The 17,242-nt window shown below is 50.1% G+C and carries 15 protein-coding genes; 10 read left to right on the plus strand and 5 right to left on the minus strand.

All coding sequences use genetic code 11. The features are described 5' to 3' along the window. Positions 1-38 precede the first annotated feature (38 nt). Complete coding sequence (locus IOQ59_RS13375; protein WP_193953880.1) at positions 39-1,040, minus strand: taurine ABC transporter substrate-binding protein; 1,002 nt, start codon at positions 1,038-1,040, stop codon at positions 39-41. A 450-nt stretch (positions 1,041-1,490) separates the two neighbouring features. Here IOQ59_RS13375 and IOQ59_RS13380 point away from each other — a divergent pair, with 450 nt between their 5' ends. From IOQ59_RS13380 to folD, 5 genes are all read left to right on the plus strand, one after another. After that, positions 1,491-2,240: an electron transfer flavoprotein subunit beta/FixA family protein gene (locus tag IOQ59_RS13380; RefSeq protein WP_193953881.1), complete on the plus strand. Its 750-nt coding sequence runs from the start codon at positions 1,491-1,493 to the stop codon at positions 2,238-2,240. Further along, positions 2,240-3,202, plus strand: coding sequence for an electron transfer flavoprotein subunit alpha/FixB family protein (locus IOQ59_RS13385; protein ID WP_193953882.1), 963 nt, complete (start codon positions 2,240-2,242; stop codon positions 3,200-3,202). The genes IOQ59_RS13380 and IOQ59_RS13385 overlap by 1 nt, the downstream gene beginning before the upstream one ends. A gap of 122 nt (positions 3,203-3,324) precedes the next feature. Then, positions 3,325-4,179, plus strand: a complete 855-nt coding sequence (purU, locus tag IOQ59_RS13390) for a formyltetrahydrofolate deformylase (RefSeq protein WP_193953883.1) — start codon at positions 3,325-3,327, stop codon at positions 4,177-4,179. Between the two features lie 54 nt (positions 4,180-4,233). After that, positions 4,234-6,681 (plus strand): GcvT family protein, encoded by a 2,448-nt coding sequence (locus tag IOQ59_RS13395; RefSeq protein WP_193953884.1) that lies wholly within the window; start codon positions 4,234-4,236, stop codon positions 6,679-6,681. A 232-nt stretch (positions 6,682-6,913) separates the two neighbouring features. Beyond that, positions 6,914-7,762, plus strand: coding sequence for a bifunctional methylenetetrahydrofolate dehydrogenase/methenyltetrahydrofolate cyclohydrolase FolD (gene folD / locus IOQ59_RS13400; RefSeq protein ID WP_193953885.1), 849 nt, complete (start codon positions 6,914-6,916; stop codon positions 7,760-7,762). 3 nt (positions 7,763-7,765) lie between these two features. Here the strand turns inward: folD and IOQ59_RS13405 are convergent, their stop codons facing one another. After that, on the minus strand, positions 7,766-8,587 hold the full coding sequence (locus IOQ59_RS13405) for an HNH endonuclease (protein WP_193953886.1): 822 nt from the start codon (positions 8,585-8,587) through the stop codon (positions 7,766-7,768). 62 nt (positions 8,588-8,649) lie between these two features. On the opposite strand from IOQ59_RS13405, the gene IOQ59_RS13410 reads away from it, so the two are divergent. The 3 genes from IOQ59_RS13410 (at position 8,650) to IOQ59_RS13420 (ending at position 10,644) form a co-directional block, all read left to right on the plus strand. Beyond that, entirely contained in the window at positions 8,650-9,390 is a 741-nt protein-coding gene (locus IOQ59_RS13410) for a transposase (RefSeq protein WP_228050895.1), read from the plus strand. A gap of 221 nt (positions 9,391-9,611) precedes the next feature. Next, on the plus strand, positions 9,612-10,220 hold the full coding sequence (locus IOQ59_RS13415) for an MBL fold metallo-hydrolase (RefSeq protein WP_193953887.1): 609 nt from the start codon (positions 9,612-9,614) through the stop codon (positions 10,218-10,220). Positions 10,221-10,236: 16 nt separating this feature from the next. Continuing rightward, positions 10,237-10,644 (plus strand): DCC1-like thiol-disulfide oxidoreductase family protein, encoded by a 408-nt coding sequence (locus tag IOQ59_RS13420; RefSeq protein WP_193953888.1) that lies wholly within the window; start codon positions 10,237-10,239, stop codon positions 10,642-10,644. A 63-nt stretch (positions 10,645-10,707) separates the two neighbouring features. Here the strand turns inward: IOQ59_RS13420 and IOQ59_RS13425 are convergent, their stop codons facing one another. Next, positions 10,708-12,093: an aminotransferase-like domain-containing protein gene (locus IOQ59_RS13425; protein ID WP_193953889.1), complete on the minus strand. Its 1,386-nt coding sequence runs from the start codon at positions 12,091-12,093 to the stop codon at positions 10,708-10,710. Between the two features lie 181 nt (positions 12,094-12,274). Here IOQ59_RS13425 and IOQ59_RS13430 point away from each other — a divergent pair, with 181 nt between their 5' ends. Next, positions 12,275-12,874, plus strand: a complete 600-nt coding sequence (locus tag IOQ59_RS13430; protein WP_371871866.1) for a LysE family translocator — start codon at positions 12,275-12,277, stop codon at positions 12,872-12,874. 45 nt (positions 12,875-12,919) lie between these two features. Here IOQ59_RS13430 and IOQ59_RS13435 read toward each other — a convergent pair whose 3' ends face one another. Next, on the minus strand, positions 12,920-13,507 hold the full coding sequence (locus IOQ59_RS13435; RefSeq protein ID WP_193953890.1) for a fasciclin domain-containing protein: 588 nt from the start codon (positions 13,505-13,507) through the stop codon (positions 12,920-12,922). Between the two features lie 429 nt (positions 13,508-13,936). On the opposite strand from IOQ59_RS13435, the gene IOQ59_RS13440 reads away from it, so the two are divergent. Beyond that, positions 13,937-16,000: a methyl-accepting chemotaxis protein gene (locus tag IOQ59_RS13440; RefSeq protein WP_193953891.1), complete on the plus strand. Its 2,064-nt coding sequence runs from the start codon at positions 13,937-13,939 to the stop codon at positions 15,998-16,000. Positions 16,001-16,045: 45 nt separating this feature from the next. Here the strand turns inward: IOQ59_RS13440 and IOQ59_RS13445 are convergent, their stop codons facing one another. After that, positions 16,046-17,230, minus strand: a complete 1,185-nt coding sequence (locus IOQ59_RS13445; protein WP_193953892.1) for a DegT/DnrJ/EryC1/StrS family aminotransferase — start codon at positions 17,228-17,230, stop codon at positions 16,046-16,048. Between the last annotated feature and the right edge of the window lie 12 nt (positions 17,231-17,242).

A 17,242-nucleotide genomic window follows, 5' to 3' on the forward strand; every position in this document is an offset into this window, starting at 1 on the left:
CTGGTGCGCCTTACCCGACGGCTCAGATTGAGTACGTGTTAATCCACTTTCTGGTAAAAGCTGCTGTCGATGCTTGCGCTGTAATCAGGCAATGCTTTTGGAATCTGTTTGTGCAGTACAAAGAAATCAGCCACTTCTTTGGTGTAGCTTTGAACCGTACCGCCCATCCAGTCAGACGATAGCTGTGCATCTTTGAGAGGGAAGTCGAACAATGCGAGTACCTGATTGGAATCGTCTAGATTCAGGCCGGACGCCTTAGCAATAACGGGCTGGTATTTCTCTGGGTTTTGAAGGAAGGAGCTGTTGGAGTCGTTAGTCACTTTAAGGAACTGAGTCACAAGTTCAGGATGCTTTTTCGCGAACTTGTTGTTGACGGAGATGACATCAAATACGCGAATACCGATCTTTTCCTGGTCTTCTGCGCTCATCAATACATCGCCGTACGCCTTCATGCGGCGCAGCGCACCACCCCAACCACAGGCCATGGCAACGTCACCACGTGCAATCGCGGCGGCACTGTCAGCCGGTGCCATATCCAGCAGGTGGATATTCGTGCTGTCGACATTCAGGTGGCTCATCACTTTCAGCATTTTGTAATGCGCAACTGTACCGAACGGTACAGCGACTTTTTTGCCTTCCAGTTCTTTCGCGTTTGCCTGAGTAATGCCGGATTTTTCGCTGACAACACAGTTGTCATTCTCTGCATAGGACACGGCGATCCCTACCATGGTGATAGGTAAGCCCTGTGATACCGCTACGGTAAACGGCACGAGTCCCTGTGAGTAAGCCATGTCTACATCGCCGGACGCCATAGCTGCTGACATTGCGGTGCCAGAGTCAAATGCACGCCACTCCATGTTGACACCCATGACCTTGTCGTACGTTTTTTCTACCTGAGCGATCTGGTTGGCAGTCGGCCATTCGAGAAAATACCCTACGGTAACAGTGTCAGGTTTATCTCCTGCGAGCGCAGTGCTTGCCGCGAATGCTGAAGACGTTAAAACAACGGCCTTAAAGATATTCGTAACGGTCACTTTCATAATTACCTCTGCATCGCATATGCGAATTCTTATTTTTAGTGTGTCCGGTTCGTGGTGAGCGAACTTGAGAACGTATGCTTCGGTGCCCTTCTTTCGATACTGCAAGGGAATGAGGAGGGGGACAATTGAGTATTTCTTTTTAGATGTTAGTTTTTCTAACAGGTAATAAATCTTGATGCTCTGATTATTAATTGATCAGCGGAAAGCATGTTGGATTCGAATCTGTTTAGACGGTTGGAAAAAACGTCTTTTCCTTGGGTGATGTATTGAGCGCGCCATCGTCATGTTTCTTTTTTCCTTCTGCCCCAAAACAGTGCGGCAGTCATTCAGTCAAAACTATTTAAATAAATTCATTGACAGTGCGGGTGGATAAATTTAATCATTAATGTGAAATAAATAATAAAAATTTCATTTAAGATGAAAAAGTAATCCAAATATCACGAGGTAGTGATGAAAGTACTGGTTGCTATAAAGCGGGTTGTTGATGCCAACGTCAAAGTCCGTGTGAAAGCCGATAACTCGGCAGTTGAGCTGGCGAATATCAAAATGGCCATCAACCCGTTTTGTGAAATCGCTATTGAAGAAGCTATCCGATTGAAGGAAAAAGGCCACGCGAGTGAAGTGCTGGTCGTCAGCATTGGTCCTGATACCTGTCAGGAACAGCTGCGCACGGCACTGGCGCTGGGTGCCGATCGTGCCCTGCAGATCAAGACGGATGAATCCCCTGAACCGCTGGCTGTTGCCAAGCTGCTAAAAGCAGTTGTTGATCAGGAGCAGCCAGGCATGGTGATTCTGGGTAAACAGTCTATTGATGGTGACAATAATCAGACGGGCCAGATGCTGGCTGCGCTGACGGGTATGCCACAAGGCACCTTTGCCTCTGAAGTCGCTATTGAAGGTGATGCACTGCAAGTCACCCGTGAAATTGACGGTGGATTGCAGAAGGTAAGCCTGAAGCTTCCGGCTGTTGTGACAACCGATCTACGCCTGAACGAACCGCGTTACGCATCACTGCCAAATATCATGAAAGCGAAGCGTAAACCGCTGGAAACTCAGACGCCGGAAGACCTTGGCATTGATATCAGTCCGCGTCTGACCGTGCTGGAAGTGACTAACCCACCAGAACGCGCGGCGGGTATAAAAGTAGGCTCTGTCTCTGAGCTGGTCGAGAAACTGAAAAACGATGCGGGGGTGCTGTAATGGGCGCAGGTAATGCAATTCTGGTTGTTGCAGAACATGACAACAGCCAGCTGAAAGCGGCGACGCTGAACACGCTACAGGCTGCCGTAGAAGTGAAAGCTCAAAGCGGTGGTGCGATTGAACTGATCATCTGTGGTCAGGCGTGCAATGCCGTTGTAGAGCAGGCCGCAGCCCTTCCGGACGTAGACCGCATTATGGTTGCCGATGCTGAGAGTTTGGCCCATCAGCTACCGGAAGATGTAGCGAATGTACTGATCGATCAGTTGCGCGGGGGTGAATACGGTCACTTGCTGGCATCTGCGACGACAATGGGTAAGAACCTGATGCCTCGTGTTGCAGCATTGATGGATGTGGCGCAGATCTCCGAAATTACAGAAGTTGTATCTGCCGATACCTTTATACGTCCGATCTACGCGGGTAATGCACTGGCTAAGGTTCAGAGCAGCGATGCGCTGAAGGTCATCACGGTACGTTCCACTGCGTTTGCTGCGGTGGCGGAGACGGGTGGTAGTGCAGAAGCGATTAACCTGGAAACGACGAGTGCGAGCGGTCTCTCTTCCTTTATAGGTGAAGAGTTGAGTGTTTCCGAACGTCCTGAGCTGACCTCCGCACGCATTATTATCTCGGGTGGTCGTGGCATGCAGAGCGGCGATAACTTCCCATTGCTGGAAGCGGTGGCAGACAAAATGGGTGCGGCTGTGGGCGCGTCCCGTGCGGCAGTTGATTCCGGTTTCGTGTCCAACGATATGCAGGTCGGTCAGACCGGCAAGATCGTGGCACCGGATCTCTACATCGCTGTGGGTATCTCAGGTGCAATTCAGCATCTGGCCGGTATGAAAGATTCCAAGGTCATCGTTGCGATCAACAAAGATGAAGAAGCTCCGATCTTTAACGTGGCTGATTTTGGTCTGGTCGCTGACCTGTTCGAGGTATTGCCAGAGCTTGAAAAAGCGCTGGGTTAAGCCTCCTGTTGTACGCCGTGCCCGGATGATGACTGAGGTCATCAGCGGGCACCCATAATAACAATTCGCAGATTAAGACCCGCGTTCGTCAGGTGAGACGACAGGTCTGAAGGATAAATATCATGAGCCGCAATTTTCGACTGATATTGGATTGCCCCGATCAGGTGGGCATTGTCACACGTGCCGGAGAAGTGATTACCCGTAATGGGGGATGGATCTCTGAAGCAGCGCATCACTCCGATGAAGAAAGTAACTGGTTCTTCTCTCGCTTTGAAATTCAGGGTGACTCATTACCGTGTGGCATCGATGAGTTGCGCCGTCAGTTTGAATCTCTGAAAGACGAACTCAAGCTTAATCTGCGATTGATCGATACAACTGAAAAGAAGCAGGTTGTCATTATGGCCAGTAAGGGCAGTCACTGCCTATCTGATCTGTTGGACCGTTGGAAGAGTGGTGATCTGGACTGCGACATTCCGTGCGTGATCTCCAATCATGAAGATATGCGCGGGCTGGTTGAATGGTACGGCATCCCGTTCCATCACGTGGTGATCGAGAAAGACAACAAAGCACCGGGCTTCGCTCAGGTTGAACAGCTGGTGGACGAGTACAAAGCTGATTGTGTGGTACTCGCTCGCTACATGCAGATTCTGCCGCAAGCGTTATGTGAAAAGTTGCGTCATAAGGTCATCAACATCCACCACAGTTTCCTGCCATCGTTTATAGGCGCGAAACCTTACCATCAGGCGTCCCGCCGTGGTGTGAAACTGATTGGTGCAACCTGCCATTACGTGACTGAACAGCTCGATGAAGGCCCGATTATTGATCAGGACGTAGTCCGTGTTAGCCACAGCGACAAGGTCGATGATCTGGTCCGTCTGGGTAAGGATGTCGAGAAAACCGTATTGGCCCGTGGTCTGCGTGCCCATTTGGAAGACCGTATTCTGGTGCACGGAAACAAAACGGTTATCTTCAGTTAATAGATATAGCAAGCATAGTTCCCGTGTCAGGGCGCGGGATTGTGGAGAATAATAATGACGAAGCAACTACCAACATCTGCACAGGTGGTCATTGTCGGCGGCGGCGTAATCGGCTGCAGCGTGGCATACCACCTGACCAGACTGGGTTTTACCGATGTCGTGCTACTGGAGCGTCGTACGCTCACATGCGGTACAACTTGGCACGCGGCCGGTCTGGTACCGACACTGCGCGCAACCTACAACATGTCCATGCTGGCCAACTACAGCGCCAGCCTGTACGAACAGCTGGAAGCCGAAACCGGACAAGCCACAGGGTTTGTACGTAACGGCTCGCTGACAGTAGCGACTAATAAAGAACGTCTGGCGGAACTGAAACGCGGCGCGTCGATGGCGAAAGTTGCGGGTTTCCCGTGTGATGTGATCTCACCAGAGCAGGCCAAAGAGATGTGGCCGCTGCTGAACACCGATGATCTGTTAGGTGCGATTCATCTGCCGATGGACGGTATGGCCAGCCCGGTTGATGTGACGCAGGCACTGGCAAAAGGCGCTCGCATGGGCGGCGCTCAGATCTTTGAAAACTGCAAAGTACTGGATATCAAAACACGCGATGGTAAAGCATCGGGTGTTGTTACCGAGTTGGGCGATATTGACGCCGAATATGTCGTGAACTGTGCCGGTATGTGGGCGCGGGAATTCGGCCGTAAAGCGGGTGTAAACGTACCTCTGCATGCGGCTGAGCACTTCTATGTTGTGACCGAAAATATGCCGGACTTGCAACACGGTTTGCCAACTCTGCGTGATATGGACGGTTACTGCTACTACAAAGAAGATGCGGGCAAGTTGCTAGTCGGTATGTTTGAACCGGGCGCTAAGCCTTGGGGTATGAAAGGTATTCCGGAAGATTTCCATTTCGATCAGCTGCCAGACGATTTTGAGCATCTCGAGCCGTATCTCGAAGCTGCGATGCATCGTGTGCCGCTGTTGGAGCAGACCGGTCTGCAGGTGTTCTTTAACGGTCCTGAAGCGTTTACGCCGGATGACCGTTATCACCTGGGTGAGGCACCAGAGCTGCGTAACTACTTTGTTGCAGCGGGCTTTAACTCAGTGGGTATCCAGTCAGCGGGCGGCGCTGGTAAGATGCTGGCGGAGTGGATCCATAAAGGTCATGCACCACGTGATCTGTGGGATGTGGATATTCGTCGTAATATGCCGTTCCAGGGGACGCAGGATTACCTCTACGACCGTACCACTGAGTCGCTGGGTCTGCTGTATGAAACCCATTTCCCATTTAAGCAGTTCAAAACCGCCCGTGGCGTACGCCGCTCTGTTTTGCATGATCAGCTGAAAGCACAGGGCGCAGTATTTGGTTCCGAGAATGGCTGGGAACGTGCGAACTGGTTCGCCGATGAAGGTCAGACGCCGGAGTACGAATACTCCTTTGGTCGCCAGAACTGGTTCGGCAACAACAAAGCTGAACATGAAGCCGTACGCAACAGCGTGGGTGTGATGGACCAGTCTTCTTTCTGTAAGTATCAGGTCGAAGGCCCGGATGCGGAAAAATTCCTCAACCGCATCTGTAGTAACAATGTGGCCGTACCTGTTGGCAAGATGGTCTACACCCAGTGGTTGAACGAGCGCGGTGGTATTGAAGCCGATGTGACCGTGACCCGTCTGGCAGATGACCGTTACCTAGTGGTATCCGGTGTGGCGTGTCAGACCCGCGATATGGACTGGTTACGCCGGCACAAAGAAGACCACATGGTTGTCCTGACGGATATGACCTCTGCGTACGCGGTGGTGACCGTGATGGGACCGAATGCGCGTAAAACGTTAAGCAAAATCACTAAGGCTGATCTGTCTCATGAAGGGTTCCCGTTTGCGACCTCCCGTGAGATTGACATGCACTATGCGATGGTTCGAGCGTCACGTATTACTTACGTGGGTGAGCTGGGTTGGGAGCTGTATATCCCGACTGAATATGCGCCAAGCGTCTACGATGCAGTGATGGAAGCGGGTGAAGAGTTTGGTATCCGTCCATACGGCTATCACACCATGAACTCTCTGCGTATGGAGAAGTGCTACCGTCACTGGGGACACGACATTACGGATGAAGACACCGTGCTGGAAGCAGGCCTGAGCTTCGCGTCTGACTTTGAGAAAGAGGGTGGTTTTATCGGTAAAGAAGCCCTGCTGGAACAGAAAGCGCAGGGACCGCTGACCAAGCGTTTTGTCGCCTTCGTGTTCGAGAATCCTGAACCATTGTGTTACCACGAAGAGCCGATCTGGGCTGATGGCAAAATCGTCGGTCGTACGACGGCCGGTATGTTCTGTCACACCGTTGGCGCGACTGTCGCAATGGGATATGTAGAGCGCCCTGAAGGTGTGGTAAAAGATTGGCTGGACAGCGCTCACTTCGAAATTGAAGTGGAGTGTGAACGCTATACGGTGAAACCGTCTCTGCGTTCAGTATTTGATCCAACCATGGAAAAAATTAAGTGCTAGAGGACTAATTTCTAGCCACGATTAGAAGCGCTGCGTGTCCGGGCTAACCAAGGTTCTGTGTCTGGTTGGTTGCTGCAGAATATTGGAGGTGCCCTGAGGCCGGGGCACGTAGTTGCTTCGCCCTAACTTTTGAACAACCAAGAATCCTATACAAAAGCTGAAAGAACAGGTAGTTTTTCGGCTCTTGTTACACCACAGTTAAATTAAGACATTTTCTTAAGAGGTTTGATCGATGTCCGCCCTGATTCTGGATGGTAAAGCACTGGCGAAAAGCCGCGAAGAACAACTGCACAGTTCCGTAGAAAAACTGATCGCAGATGGCGGTCGTAAACCAACGCTGGCAACGATTTTGGTCGGTGACGATCCAGCATCAGCCACCTACGTGCAGATGAAGATCAATGCCTGTAAGCGTGTCGGGATGGGCTCTCTCAGCATCGAAATGCCTGCCAGCACCACCACTGAGCAGCTGTTGGCTGAGATCAACCGTCTGAACAATGATGCATCCGTTAACGGTATCCTGTTACAGCATCCTGTACCGGATCAGATCGATGAGCGCGCTTGTTTTGACAGCATCGCCATCGAAAAAGATGTTGATGGTGTGACTACGCAAGGTTTCGGCCGCATGGCGATGGGTGAACCTGCATTCGGTTCTGCAACACCAGCGGGCATCATGACCTTGCTGCGCCATTACGATATCCCGATGGAAGGTAAGCATGCGGTGGTTGTTGGCCGTAGCCCTATTTTGGGTAAGCCGATGGCAGCGATGCTGCTGAATGCCAATGCTACCGTGACGATCTGTCATTCCCGTACTGAAGATCTGGCAGAGCAGGTGGGGCGTGCAGATATCGTTGTCGGCGCCGTCGGTCGTCCGGAACTGATCAAAGCCGAATGGATCAAAGATGGCGCGGTGGTAGTCGACGCTGGTTATCATCCGGGTGCGATTGGCGATATCGAGAAAACAGGTTTAGAAAACCGTGCTGCGGCTATTACCCCTGTACCGGGCGGTGTGGGTCCAATGACGATCAATGCATTGATCAGCCAGACGTTGGATTCAGCACTCAAAGGACGAGAACGGTCGTAAAGGTTATCGAGGCTCCTTTCTAAGGGCGACGGTCTTCAGTTTCTCATTGAATGATTGCGCATCTTTAGAGTAGTGAGCTTTGCGATGACAGTTAGGGCAAAGGGCCACCACATTTTGTGGGTGGTCTGGCCCTCCGTCTGCTAAGCGATGTAGATGATGACACTCTAAGAAAGGGCCTTTTGATGATAGAAAAGGCGCGTCACTACCACAACCTTCACACTTTCCCTCAGCACGTTTCTGAACATATATTTTTAGCGCTGCTGAACGTCGCCGTGCAATGTGCGTTTTTTCTTTCTCAGAGTTTGGGATCAGGCTTGTACGGACCGCCAGGTCTCTGAGCTGACTAAGTGATAGCTTTGGGAAAGCTTTTATATCAGGCGTTGCGTATGAGGGAGCATGCTCTTCCACTGTATTGCTATTAGGTGATGAATCAATATCCAGATGGAATATAAACGCTTTGCGATCCATTCCATCTTTATCTGGACGAGTCTCTTCGTGATGGCCTAGATATTCACCTTTGCCGATGAAGCGAACATATGATTTGCGAGTTTGCTCAAATACAAAGATCGTCTTGCCATTTTCAGCATGATCGCGTATTTCACGATTACCTGAAATCATCTTCATGTCCCCAGTTTGTCCCATCCCGGTATACCAGAAAATATCGTCATGAAACTCATCCTTATAACCGTAATCCTTCCCTGTATTAGAAGAAAAAATGAAGATATATGGATGATCTTTCGGACAAGAAATCCCTCCTTGCTGTTGTCCATTGTATAGAGCGTGGATTTCACTGCGACGACGATATTCTCTACCTGGTTCAAACATGACATTTCCCTATGTGTTTGTGACTGGCTTCTTTGTAACACAAAAGGGGACAGATTTATTTTTTGTTTGAGAATAACGAGATAGGTCGTGATATAACTTTTGATGTCTTAGGTGAAAGTGTTCAAGGAGGAACAAATATGCCCAGGTCAGGACGGCTCGTCGTTACAGGATACCCTCATCACGTCATTCAACGAGGTCACAACAAGCAGCCCGTCTTTCTTGAAGATGAGGACTATTCCTATTACCTCTCTTCTCTTAAAGATTGGCGGTGTGAGTATGGAGTGAAGTTGTATGCGTATTGTCTTATGACAAATCACATCCACCTTCTTTTAGAGCCCTCAACATCTGAAGGGCTTGGACTGCTGATGAAACGATTAGCAGGAAGGCAAACGCGGTATTTTAATGCAAAATATTTAAGAAATGGCACCTTGTGGGATGGGCGATACAAGTCCAGTGTCGTGGATAGTGACGCTTACCTATTTAATTGCGCCCGTTATATTGAGCTGAATCCGGTCCGGGCAGGAATTGTCCCTACACCGCAAGATTACCGCTGGTCAAGTTTCAATGAACATATAGGGAATAGCCATTTTAGTAACGTTTGCGATACGTTATCTGGTTTATCCGATCCAGAAAATTACGAAGCATATGTTTCCGAGGGGATCGGAGACGATGAGCTGAGCTTTATTCGTAGCTCAGTCAATAGGAACCAGTTAACGGGCTCAGCCTCTTTCATCTCCAAAATAGAGCGTATTACTTCTATCAGAGTCGAACATAGGGGAAGAGGGCGTCCGCGTAAAAAATAAATCTGTCCCCTAAGTTCTTCAAGGGTCGGAAATTTCCGGCCCTGCTATCTTTCGTACCCCTTCACTTCATCATCTCCTTCTCATACTTGGCCCCGCCAGCGTTTCCTCATCTGACTTTATCTCTGCTGTACACCATAATTAGCGAATGCAATTGATATGGGACGGCAGATGATACCCCGTGCCTGTCCGTCAAACACACCAAACGCCGTTGAGAGATTGTTATGAAACTGCTTCATAAAAATAATCTGTATTGCTGGAGTGAATTTGATGAAGATCGGAATATCGATTTTCACAGCTATCTGTGGGTGAGGGATGAAGGGAATGCAGTGTTTGATCCGCTGCCGCTATCTGAACACGATAAAGCGCATCTGCTATCGCTTGGTAAAGTCAGTCATATTCTGGTCTCTAATTCAGATCATATCCGTGCTGCTGAAGCGTTGGCGCAGATAACAGGCGCAGAAATATGCGGGCCAATGGCTGAGCAGGAAAGCTTCCCGATTGTGTGTTCCCGCTGGCTGGACGAGGGGGATGACCTATTGGGCGGGCTTGATGTGTATCGCTTAGATGGATCAAAAACACCCGGTGAGCTGGCCTTTGTTGTTGAAGGGGATACCTTGATTACCGGTGATTTGATCCGGGCGCATAAAGGCGGCGAGCTTTGTATTCTGCCACAGGGAAAACTAAGTCATCCTGATACCGCTGTCGCATCGGTGATGAGGATCGCGGATATTAAAGGGATCAGTGCGGTCTTAACCGGTGATGGTTGGCCCGTTTTCAGAGATGGGGATCAGGCCCTGGCCGCGTTAGTGGATGCAATATCGGAGTCTTGACGGAGAAAGAGCCGCTATGAGCAACAACGAAGTATTGCTGATTTATGATAAGGAATGTCCGGCCTGTGACAATTATTGCCAGGTGGTCAGAATACGGGAAACAGTGGGGAAGCTTCGGCTGATTGATGCCCGTGAAAACAGTGAAGAATTGGAAGAGATCACAGCATTAGGGCTGGATATTGATCAGGGTATGGTGCTGAAATTGGATGGACAGATCTATTACGGATCGGATGCGATTCATGCTCTGGCGTTGATCAGCAGTCGCTCCGGCCTGTTGAATCGGCTTAACTATTACCTGTTCCGATCCAAACGCCTATCCTATATTTTTTATCCCATGCTGCGGTTTCTTAGAAACGTCCTGCTGAAGGTGTTGGGCAAAACAAAAATTAATAACCTGCATATTGACGGCAACCATCGGTTCTGACGGATTGCCGATCTCTGTACTCCACTGCTTTTTAATTCTTGTCCTACCCAGCCTTACGGCAGTTTATAAAGCAAAGCCGCCGGTAGGTTCCTGTTCCAGCAATTCTCGCACTTTTAACAACCCTGACCGCAGAATATCGCGGTTGGCAGGGGAGCTTACCGATAGTCGTACCGCAGGTGGCACCGCACCGCCGGGAGGGACGAACAGCTCGGCAGATTTCAGACTGATCCCGTTTTCTGTTGCGGCTGTGACAAACTCTCCAAGGCGCAGGTGCTCTGGCAGCGTCAGCCAAATATGGAAGCAACTTTCACTGGTACGCAGATCAAAGTCCCCCAATATTTCACGGGTGATCTCCAGACGTACCTTCATCTCACTACGGATTTGCGACAGGACTCTTACCGCATCACCGCTTTGAATCAATTCCGTAGCAATACCGGTCAGCAAAGGGCTGGTCATCCAGCTGTGATTTTGCAGGGTGGTAGTCATCTGCTCATATAGCCGCTGGGGAACCTGTATGTAGCCAACACGGAGTCCTGGTGCCAGACATTTCGACAGTGCCCCGATATGGATGACTTGTTCAGAATCAAGGTTCACAAAAGGGTCGGGGCGTTCTTCGGGTAGCAGGCCGTTCACCTCATCTTCAATGAGATAGAGGTTGTGCTTACGGCATACGTCGAGAATGGCGTGACGTCGTTCCAGACTCATGGTTGCGGTCGTCGGATTCTGCAATGTGGGCATGCTGTAGATCAGACGAGGTTGGTATAGGCGGCAAGCCGCATCCAACGATTCAGGAATGATCCCTTCATCATCCATCTCTAGCGGTTTGAGGCTCAATTGGTGTTGTCGCGCAAGGCTGATCAGGCCGGGATAGCTGTATTTTTCGACCAGCAAGGTGTCACCGGCACGGCAATAGGCATCAAGGGCCATTTGGGTCGCGTGTTGAGCACCTGAACTGAAAAGCAGCCGGTCCGCGGATAGATTGACACCTTGCTGTTGCAGCCAGTGTGCGAGGACTTCACGGTGCTGCATGATGCCTTCGGGTAATTGATACAGCATGAGTTGATTAAGTGTTGCCGGATTACCAGCCAGCTTTTGCATGGCCCGGTTGAGCATATCCGCCCGATCTAATAGGGGAGGGACGTTGTATCCGAAATGACATTCCAGCTGTGAAGAGTGCGGCGTGTCGAAGGTCCAGTGATTGGTTTCACGCGCACAGACATAGGTGCCTGCGCCAACGCGGGCTTCGACGAGCCCTCTTCGTTCGGCTTCAGCGTATGCACGGGTCACTGTGCCTACAGTGACACCCAACTGATCAGCCAGTGCACGGTGAGTGGGTAAGCGAACGTTGGCTGACAGCGTACCGTTTTCAATCAGTGTCGCTAATTGATCCGCAACCTGCTTATAACGTGGGCCTGCATTGTCGGAAAGTGCGATATCTAGGATTGTCATGGTGACAATAAAACCTTTGTCATCGTTTTTATTGTTTGGTAGCTTTGATTGTACCCCTTAAATATACAAATCAACGCATAATTGAAGCCTATCTTATAAATTGTATCGATACAATGTAATTGTTCGAACACGACATGGATCAGCTTTGTATATGCACCTCTCGACATAGGAGACTACCAGAGTGGATATACAGTTAATGCTTTCGGTTGCTTTGTTTGCAACCGTGACATCCGGTACACCCGGTCCCAATAATGTGATGCTGACAGCATCCGGTGCGAACTTCGGTTACTGGCGTACGCTGCCCCATATGGTTGGAATCGTGATCGGTATTTTGGTTATGAATGTACTGGTCGCCGCGGGGCTGGGCGTGGTTTTTGAACGTTATCCGGCGGTGCAATCAACGCTAAAAGTTGCCGCCAGCTCTTATCTTGTTTATCTAGCGTGGAAGATCGCGACGGCAGAAACATCGCGGGTGGACGGCGAGAGCGACGCGCGACCAATGAGTTTGATGGGTGGTGCGTTATTTCAGTTTTTGAACCCCAAAGCCTGGATGATGGTGATTACCGCCATCGGTTCATTCACATTAGCTGGAGATGACTATTGGATGTCGGTGTTCTGGGTAGCGGTGATTTTCATGCTGATGGGGTTTCCATGCATTTCACTATGGGCTGCTTTTGGCACCGTGGTCGGTCGCTTTCTCTCGTCACCTGCAGCAATGCGCTGGTTTAACCTTATTATGGGTGGATTGACTGTGTCGTGCTTGGTGTTTATCTGGCAGTAACGTGTAAAGCCCACCTACTGGGGTGGGCTTTATCGGGCGTAGCGATTAAGAACAGCCGCCGGGACCCGGATCGGGCAGTATTGGTAGAACAACCGCTTTAATTGCATGAATAATCCCATTATCCGCTTCAACATCTAGCGCACCGGGAATGAGCTCGGCATCGCGCATCAGGTTGTCGGTTAACACCGCTGATTTGTGCTTCAGAAAATCCCCTGTCAACATTCGAATACGACTTGAACCTAGTACATCAGATGAATCACGGCGCCCGTGAGCCACGTGATACAGCAACACAGTATTTACTACCTGTGGGTCAAGATCTGCCAGGCTGCAATAACCCAGCGTTAAAACTGTCTGTTCCAGCGCGGCAAAAGCGTCATCCGTGGGGGCAAACACAGTGTATTGGCGTTTTCCATCAAGAGCATTAAGGATGTCTGCTCGGCCGGGAACGTCTTCGGTTAATAGCGCGATCAATGTGTCAAAGCTGCCTTTAAATGGACTGCCTTCTCCGTTGACCGCCAGAGCAGCATCAACAACGCTGTAGTTGTCTTTTGGACCTCGATGGTCGTCGGCTAATGTCGCCATAGGTAGTGATAGAGCGATGGCTGCGATGGTTGCACGTATTGTTGTTTTCACGGGTGTTACTCCCATTTTTCGCGATGCTGTCGCATATTGGGTTATATCAAGTTTCCATTCGTGAGTTGTCCTGAGAGTTACTTACCCATACGTGGTTAAAATTTGTACAGATCACATGGGAAAGAATTTTGTGCAATATTTTTTAGTGTTTTTTGGGAATCGTTCAGAAAGCTGCTTTGTTTTGGAAAACCAACGAGCGCGTATATATACAGGAGAGAGGGATTGAGTTTGCAGGGGCTGCCTTGTTTTCAATAATCTGCGTTCTAATTCTGTTTTTTAGGATTGGATATACGCCTTTTGTGCAATAGCGAAAAACAGACTTGTTAGTAAAGGTCGATTTATTGGATAGACGACTTGCACAATTCTGGTGCACGACTAGTGTTACCTGTTAATAGAGAAGGATTTACATCAATAACAGGGAGGTAGTGCATGTTCCGTGCCCTTAATATCCGTCAAAAGTTACTCATCGCGCTTCTGTTCATGGGCATCGTACCTTTATTTGTCGCTATGTGGATCAGTAGTGTTGATACTGCTAGGTCGCTGGAGCAGCAGGGTTACCAACAGCTAACAAGTATCAGAGAGCTTAAAAAGCGCTTGTTGGATGACTACTTTACCGAGCGCTTTGCTGATCTGGCGATATTGGCTTCAGCAACAACACACCTGCAAGTCCACAACGGTCGTATGGATCTGGATAAGGTCGATGCAGACGCGCATGCGTTTTATACCCAGTTTAAAGAGTTGGAAGAGTATTATGATCTCTTTCTGATCAACGCTGATGGCTACATTTTTTACTCTGTGGAGCGTGAACCGGATTATCAAACAAGCTTAGCCAGCGGCCCGTATGCAAATTCCAATCTGGCTAAGCTGTATCGCAAGATTACGAAAAGCCACCGGTCTGAAATTGTTGATTTTGCCTCGTATGCGCCTTCCCAAAATGCACCGGCAGCATTTATAGGACAGCCAATACTGGATAAAACCGGCACTCTTGAGATGGTTGTTGTATTGCAGCTCTCTATCGATCACCTGAATGATGCGATGAAAGAACGGGCAGGTTTAGGTGAGACGGGCGAAACCTATCTTGTCGGACCCGACAAATTGATGCGGTCAGATTCCTACCTCGATCCAATTAACCATACGGTACTGGCGTCGTTTGCGAACCCAGAAAAAGGCAGTGTGGATACCGATGCAAGTAATGCGGCATTAGCAGGAGAAACCGATACGCGTATTGTGATTGATTACAACGGAAATCGGGTGTTGTCGTCATTCACGCCAATCAAAATTAAAGACATTACCTGGGCGATGATGTCTGAGATGGATGAAGCGGAAGCCTTGGCCCCCGTTGCTGCGATGCGTATGGATTTGATGATGGAGATTATTGTATCTGCCATTCTTGTTGTTATCGTTGCGTATCTGCTGGCTGGCTCGCTGGTCAAACCTATTCGTGAGATGACGGATCATATTGGTGCCTTGGCAGACGGACGTGGAGACCTGTCCGTTAAGCTCACGGTGCGCACCAATGATGAGATTGCGACGCTGGAACGGCGATTGAATAGCTTTCTGGAAAAGATTCATGCTGTGGTTAGTAGCGTGGCTAAAACAACCCGCGTGATTGATGATGCCACTGTGTGTGTTTCACAAAGTGTTGATAAAACCACCGCGGGTGCGGATCGCCAGCACGAAGATAGTCATGCGGCGAAGATTGCCATTGAAGAACTGACTGCATCAGTTCAATCCATTGCGACTAGCACGTCTGAAGCACGTGTGGCCTCAGAGCATGCTTATCGCGAAATCAATGAAGGCATGGCCGTAACGGATAAGACGGTTAATGTGATCGAGAGCCTGTCGCACGAAGTGGCGAATGCGGCGGATGTCATTGAAAAGCTGAATGAGCAAAGTAAGTCGATCAGTACTGTGCTTGAGGTGATACAGGGGATCGCTGAGCAAACTAACTTACTGGCGCTGAATGCAGCTATTGAAGCCGCCCGTGCTGGTGACGCTGGACGTGGTTTCTCCGTGGTTGCTGATGAGGTGAGAAACCTCGCTGCACGTACCCAGAGTTCGACTCAACAGATACATGACATCATCGATGAATTGCAGCACCAGGCGCGTCACTCAGTTACTGTGATGAATGCGGGTAAAAAGAGCGCAGATAAAGGTGTGGAACATGTGAAACACACAGGGGAATACTTCCAGCGCATTACTGACGCAATGAGTATTCTCGCGGAGATGAACATTCACATTGCTGAAGCTTCGGAACGGCAAGCGAGCACGGCCGAAGGCATTTATGAGCGAGTGGTGCATATGGATCAGATCGCCGATGATACGGCAAACGGTACTGTTGATGCGCGTCGGGTCAACAATCAGTTGGTTGATCTTTGCCATCAGCTTGAAGGGCTGGTTAACCAGTTTAAATTGGGCGCAGGCGCAGCAGGTACGACGGTAGAGCTGCAAGCCACTCAGCGCTTTAATAGATCAGAAAAAGCTGTAAGTTAAGTTAAACGGGGCATGCGTGACGAACACGACATGCCCCGGCATGGATTAGCCGTTTACAACCTCCACGATAATCTCCCCGATCAACGTGCAGTCATCTTCACTGAAGGTCAGTGGGATGCGCATGTCCAGCAGAGTCGATAGTATCTTTTCGGTCTTAGGTAACTGCGGCATATCTTCGATATAGCGCCAGCTATCGTATCGGCTGGTGTAATCCCGCGGGATATCATCGCCAAACCATTTTAGGATCACCCCACGTTCACCGCATCGTTTCACCACGTCCTGAATCTCATCCGCGGTAAATCCGGGCAGGGAGAACTGGATGGAACTGGCGACAAAGTGTTCTGCGTCAGGCCGTGCCGGAATGTTGATCGCACTGCTCTGGTTAAAGAGTGTTTCCAGAATACGGTAGCGGCTGTTCCAGCGTTCGCACTGGGTTTCCAGATCGGCCAGTTGCGGACGAAGAATCGCTGCACGCAGGTTATCCATACGTCCGCTGTAGTTTGGCGTCTCATAACGGATCTGCTCAAACACCTCTTTGGGTGGTGCGGCAAAGTGGCGTTCAAACAGCATGTACGAACCGGAGTGCATGATCGCCCGCGCCATCACTTCAGGGTGGCGGGTGGTCAGGAAACCACCTTCACCGGAGTTGATGTGTTTGTAGGTCTGGGTGCTAAAACAGGCAACATCACCAAAGGTCCCGCTTTTTTTGCCGTTCCAGCTGGCGCCCATCGTATGCGCGCAATCTTCGATCAGAAAGAGGTTATAGCGTTCACAGATCGCCATGATGCGATCCATGTCTGCCAGATGCCCCCGCATATGGGACAGCATTAGATATTTCGCGCCGCTGGCCTCTGCTTTCTGTTCCAGGTCATCCAGATCAATGCAGTAGTCTTCTGCTACATCGATCAATACCGGCACCGCACCACTGTTGTGGATCGCGCCGGGGACCGGGGCTAGCGTAAACGCGTTACACAGCACCTTGTCGCCTGCTTCTACACCCGCAGCACGCATGGCCACATGCAGTGCGTAACCGCCGGAGGAGCATGCCAGCGCATAAGGCACGCCCATATATTCGGCGAACTCCAGCTCCAGCAGATCGGTTTCGCTCTTTTCATCGGGTAGGGTGTTGTAGCGGTGCAGACGACCGCTACGCATCACCTCAACCGCCGCCTCGATACCTGTGTCAGGGATCGATTCCTGCTGCGTGAATGACTTCGTAAACTGTTTCATTGTCTGCTGTCC

Source organism: Pontibacterium sinense (assembly GCF_015209595.1).
GTDB lineage: Bacteria > Pseudomonadota > Gammaproteobacteria > Pseudomonadales > Balneatricaceae > Pontibacterium > Pontibacterium sinense.

Bases quoted from the DNA above. Each gene is read 5' to 3' on its own strand.
- IOQ59_RS13445 (WP_193953892.1), bottom strand. From the start codon at position 17,230: ATGAAACAGTTTACGAAGTCATTCACGCAGCAGGAATCGATCCCTGAC.
- IOQ59_RS13405 (WP_193953886.1), bottom strand. From the start codon at position 8,587: ATGTTTGAACCAGGTAGAGAATATCGTCGTCGCAGTGAAATCCACGCT.
- folD (WP_193953885.1), top strand. From the start codon at position 6,914: ATGTCCGCCCTGATTCTGGATGGTAAAGCACTGGCGAAAAGCCGCGAA.
- IOQ59_RS13420 (WP_193953888.1), top strand. From the start codon at position 10,237: ATGAGCAACAACGAAGTATTGCTGATTTATGATAAGGAATGTCCGGCC.
- IOQ59_RS13380 (WP_193953881.1), top strand. From the start codon at position 1,491: ATGAAAGTACTGGTTGCTATAAAGCGGGTTGTTGATGCCAACGTCAAA.
- IOQ59_RS13395 (WP_193953884.1), top strand. From the start codon at position 4,234: ATGACGAAGCAACTACCAACATCTGCACAGGTGGTCATTGTCGGCGGC.
- IOQ59_RS13375 (WP_193953880.1), bottom strand. From the start codon at position 1,040: ATGAAAGTGACCGTTACGAATATCTTTAAGGCCGTTGTTTTAACGTCT.
- IOQ59_RS13425 (WP_193953889.1), bottom strand. From the start codon at position 12,093: ATGACAATCCTAGATATCGCACTTTCCGACAATGCAGGCCCACGTTAT.
- purU (WP_193953883.1), top strand. From the start codon at position 3,325: ATGAGCCGCAATTTTCGACTGATATTGGATTGCCCCGATCAGGTGGGC.
- IOQ59_RS13415 (WP_193953887.1), top strand. From the start codon at position 9,612: ATGAAACTGCTTCATAAAAATAATCTGTATTGCTGGAGTGAATTTGAT.
- IOQ59_RS13385 (WP_193953882.1), top strand. From the start codon at position 2,240: ATGGGCGCAGGTAATGCAATTCTGGTTGTTGCAGAACATGACAACAGC.
- IOQ59_RS13440 (WP_193953891.1), top strand. From the start codon at position 13,937: ATGTTCCGTGCCCTTAATATCCGTCAAAAGTTACTCATCGCGCTTCTG.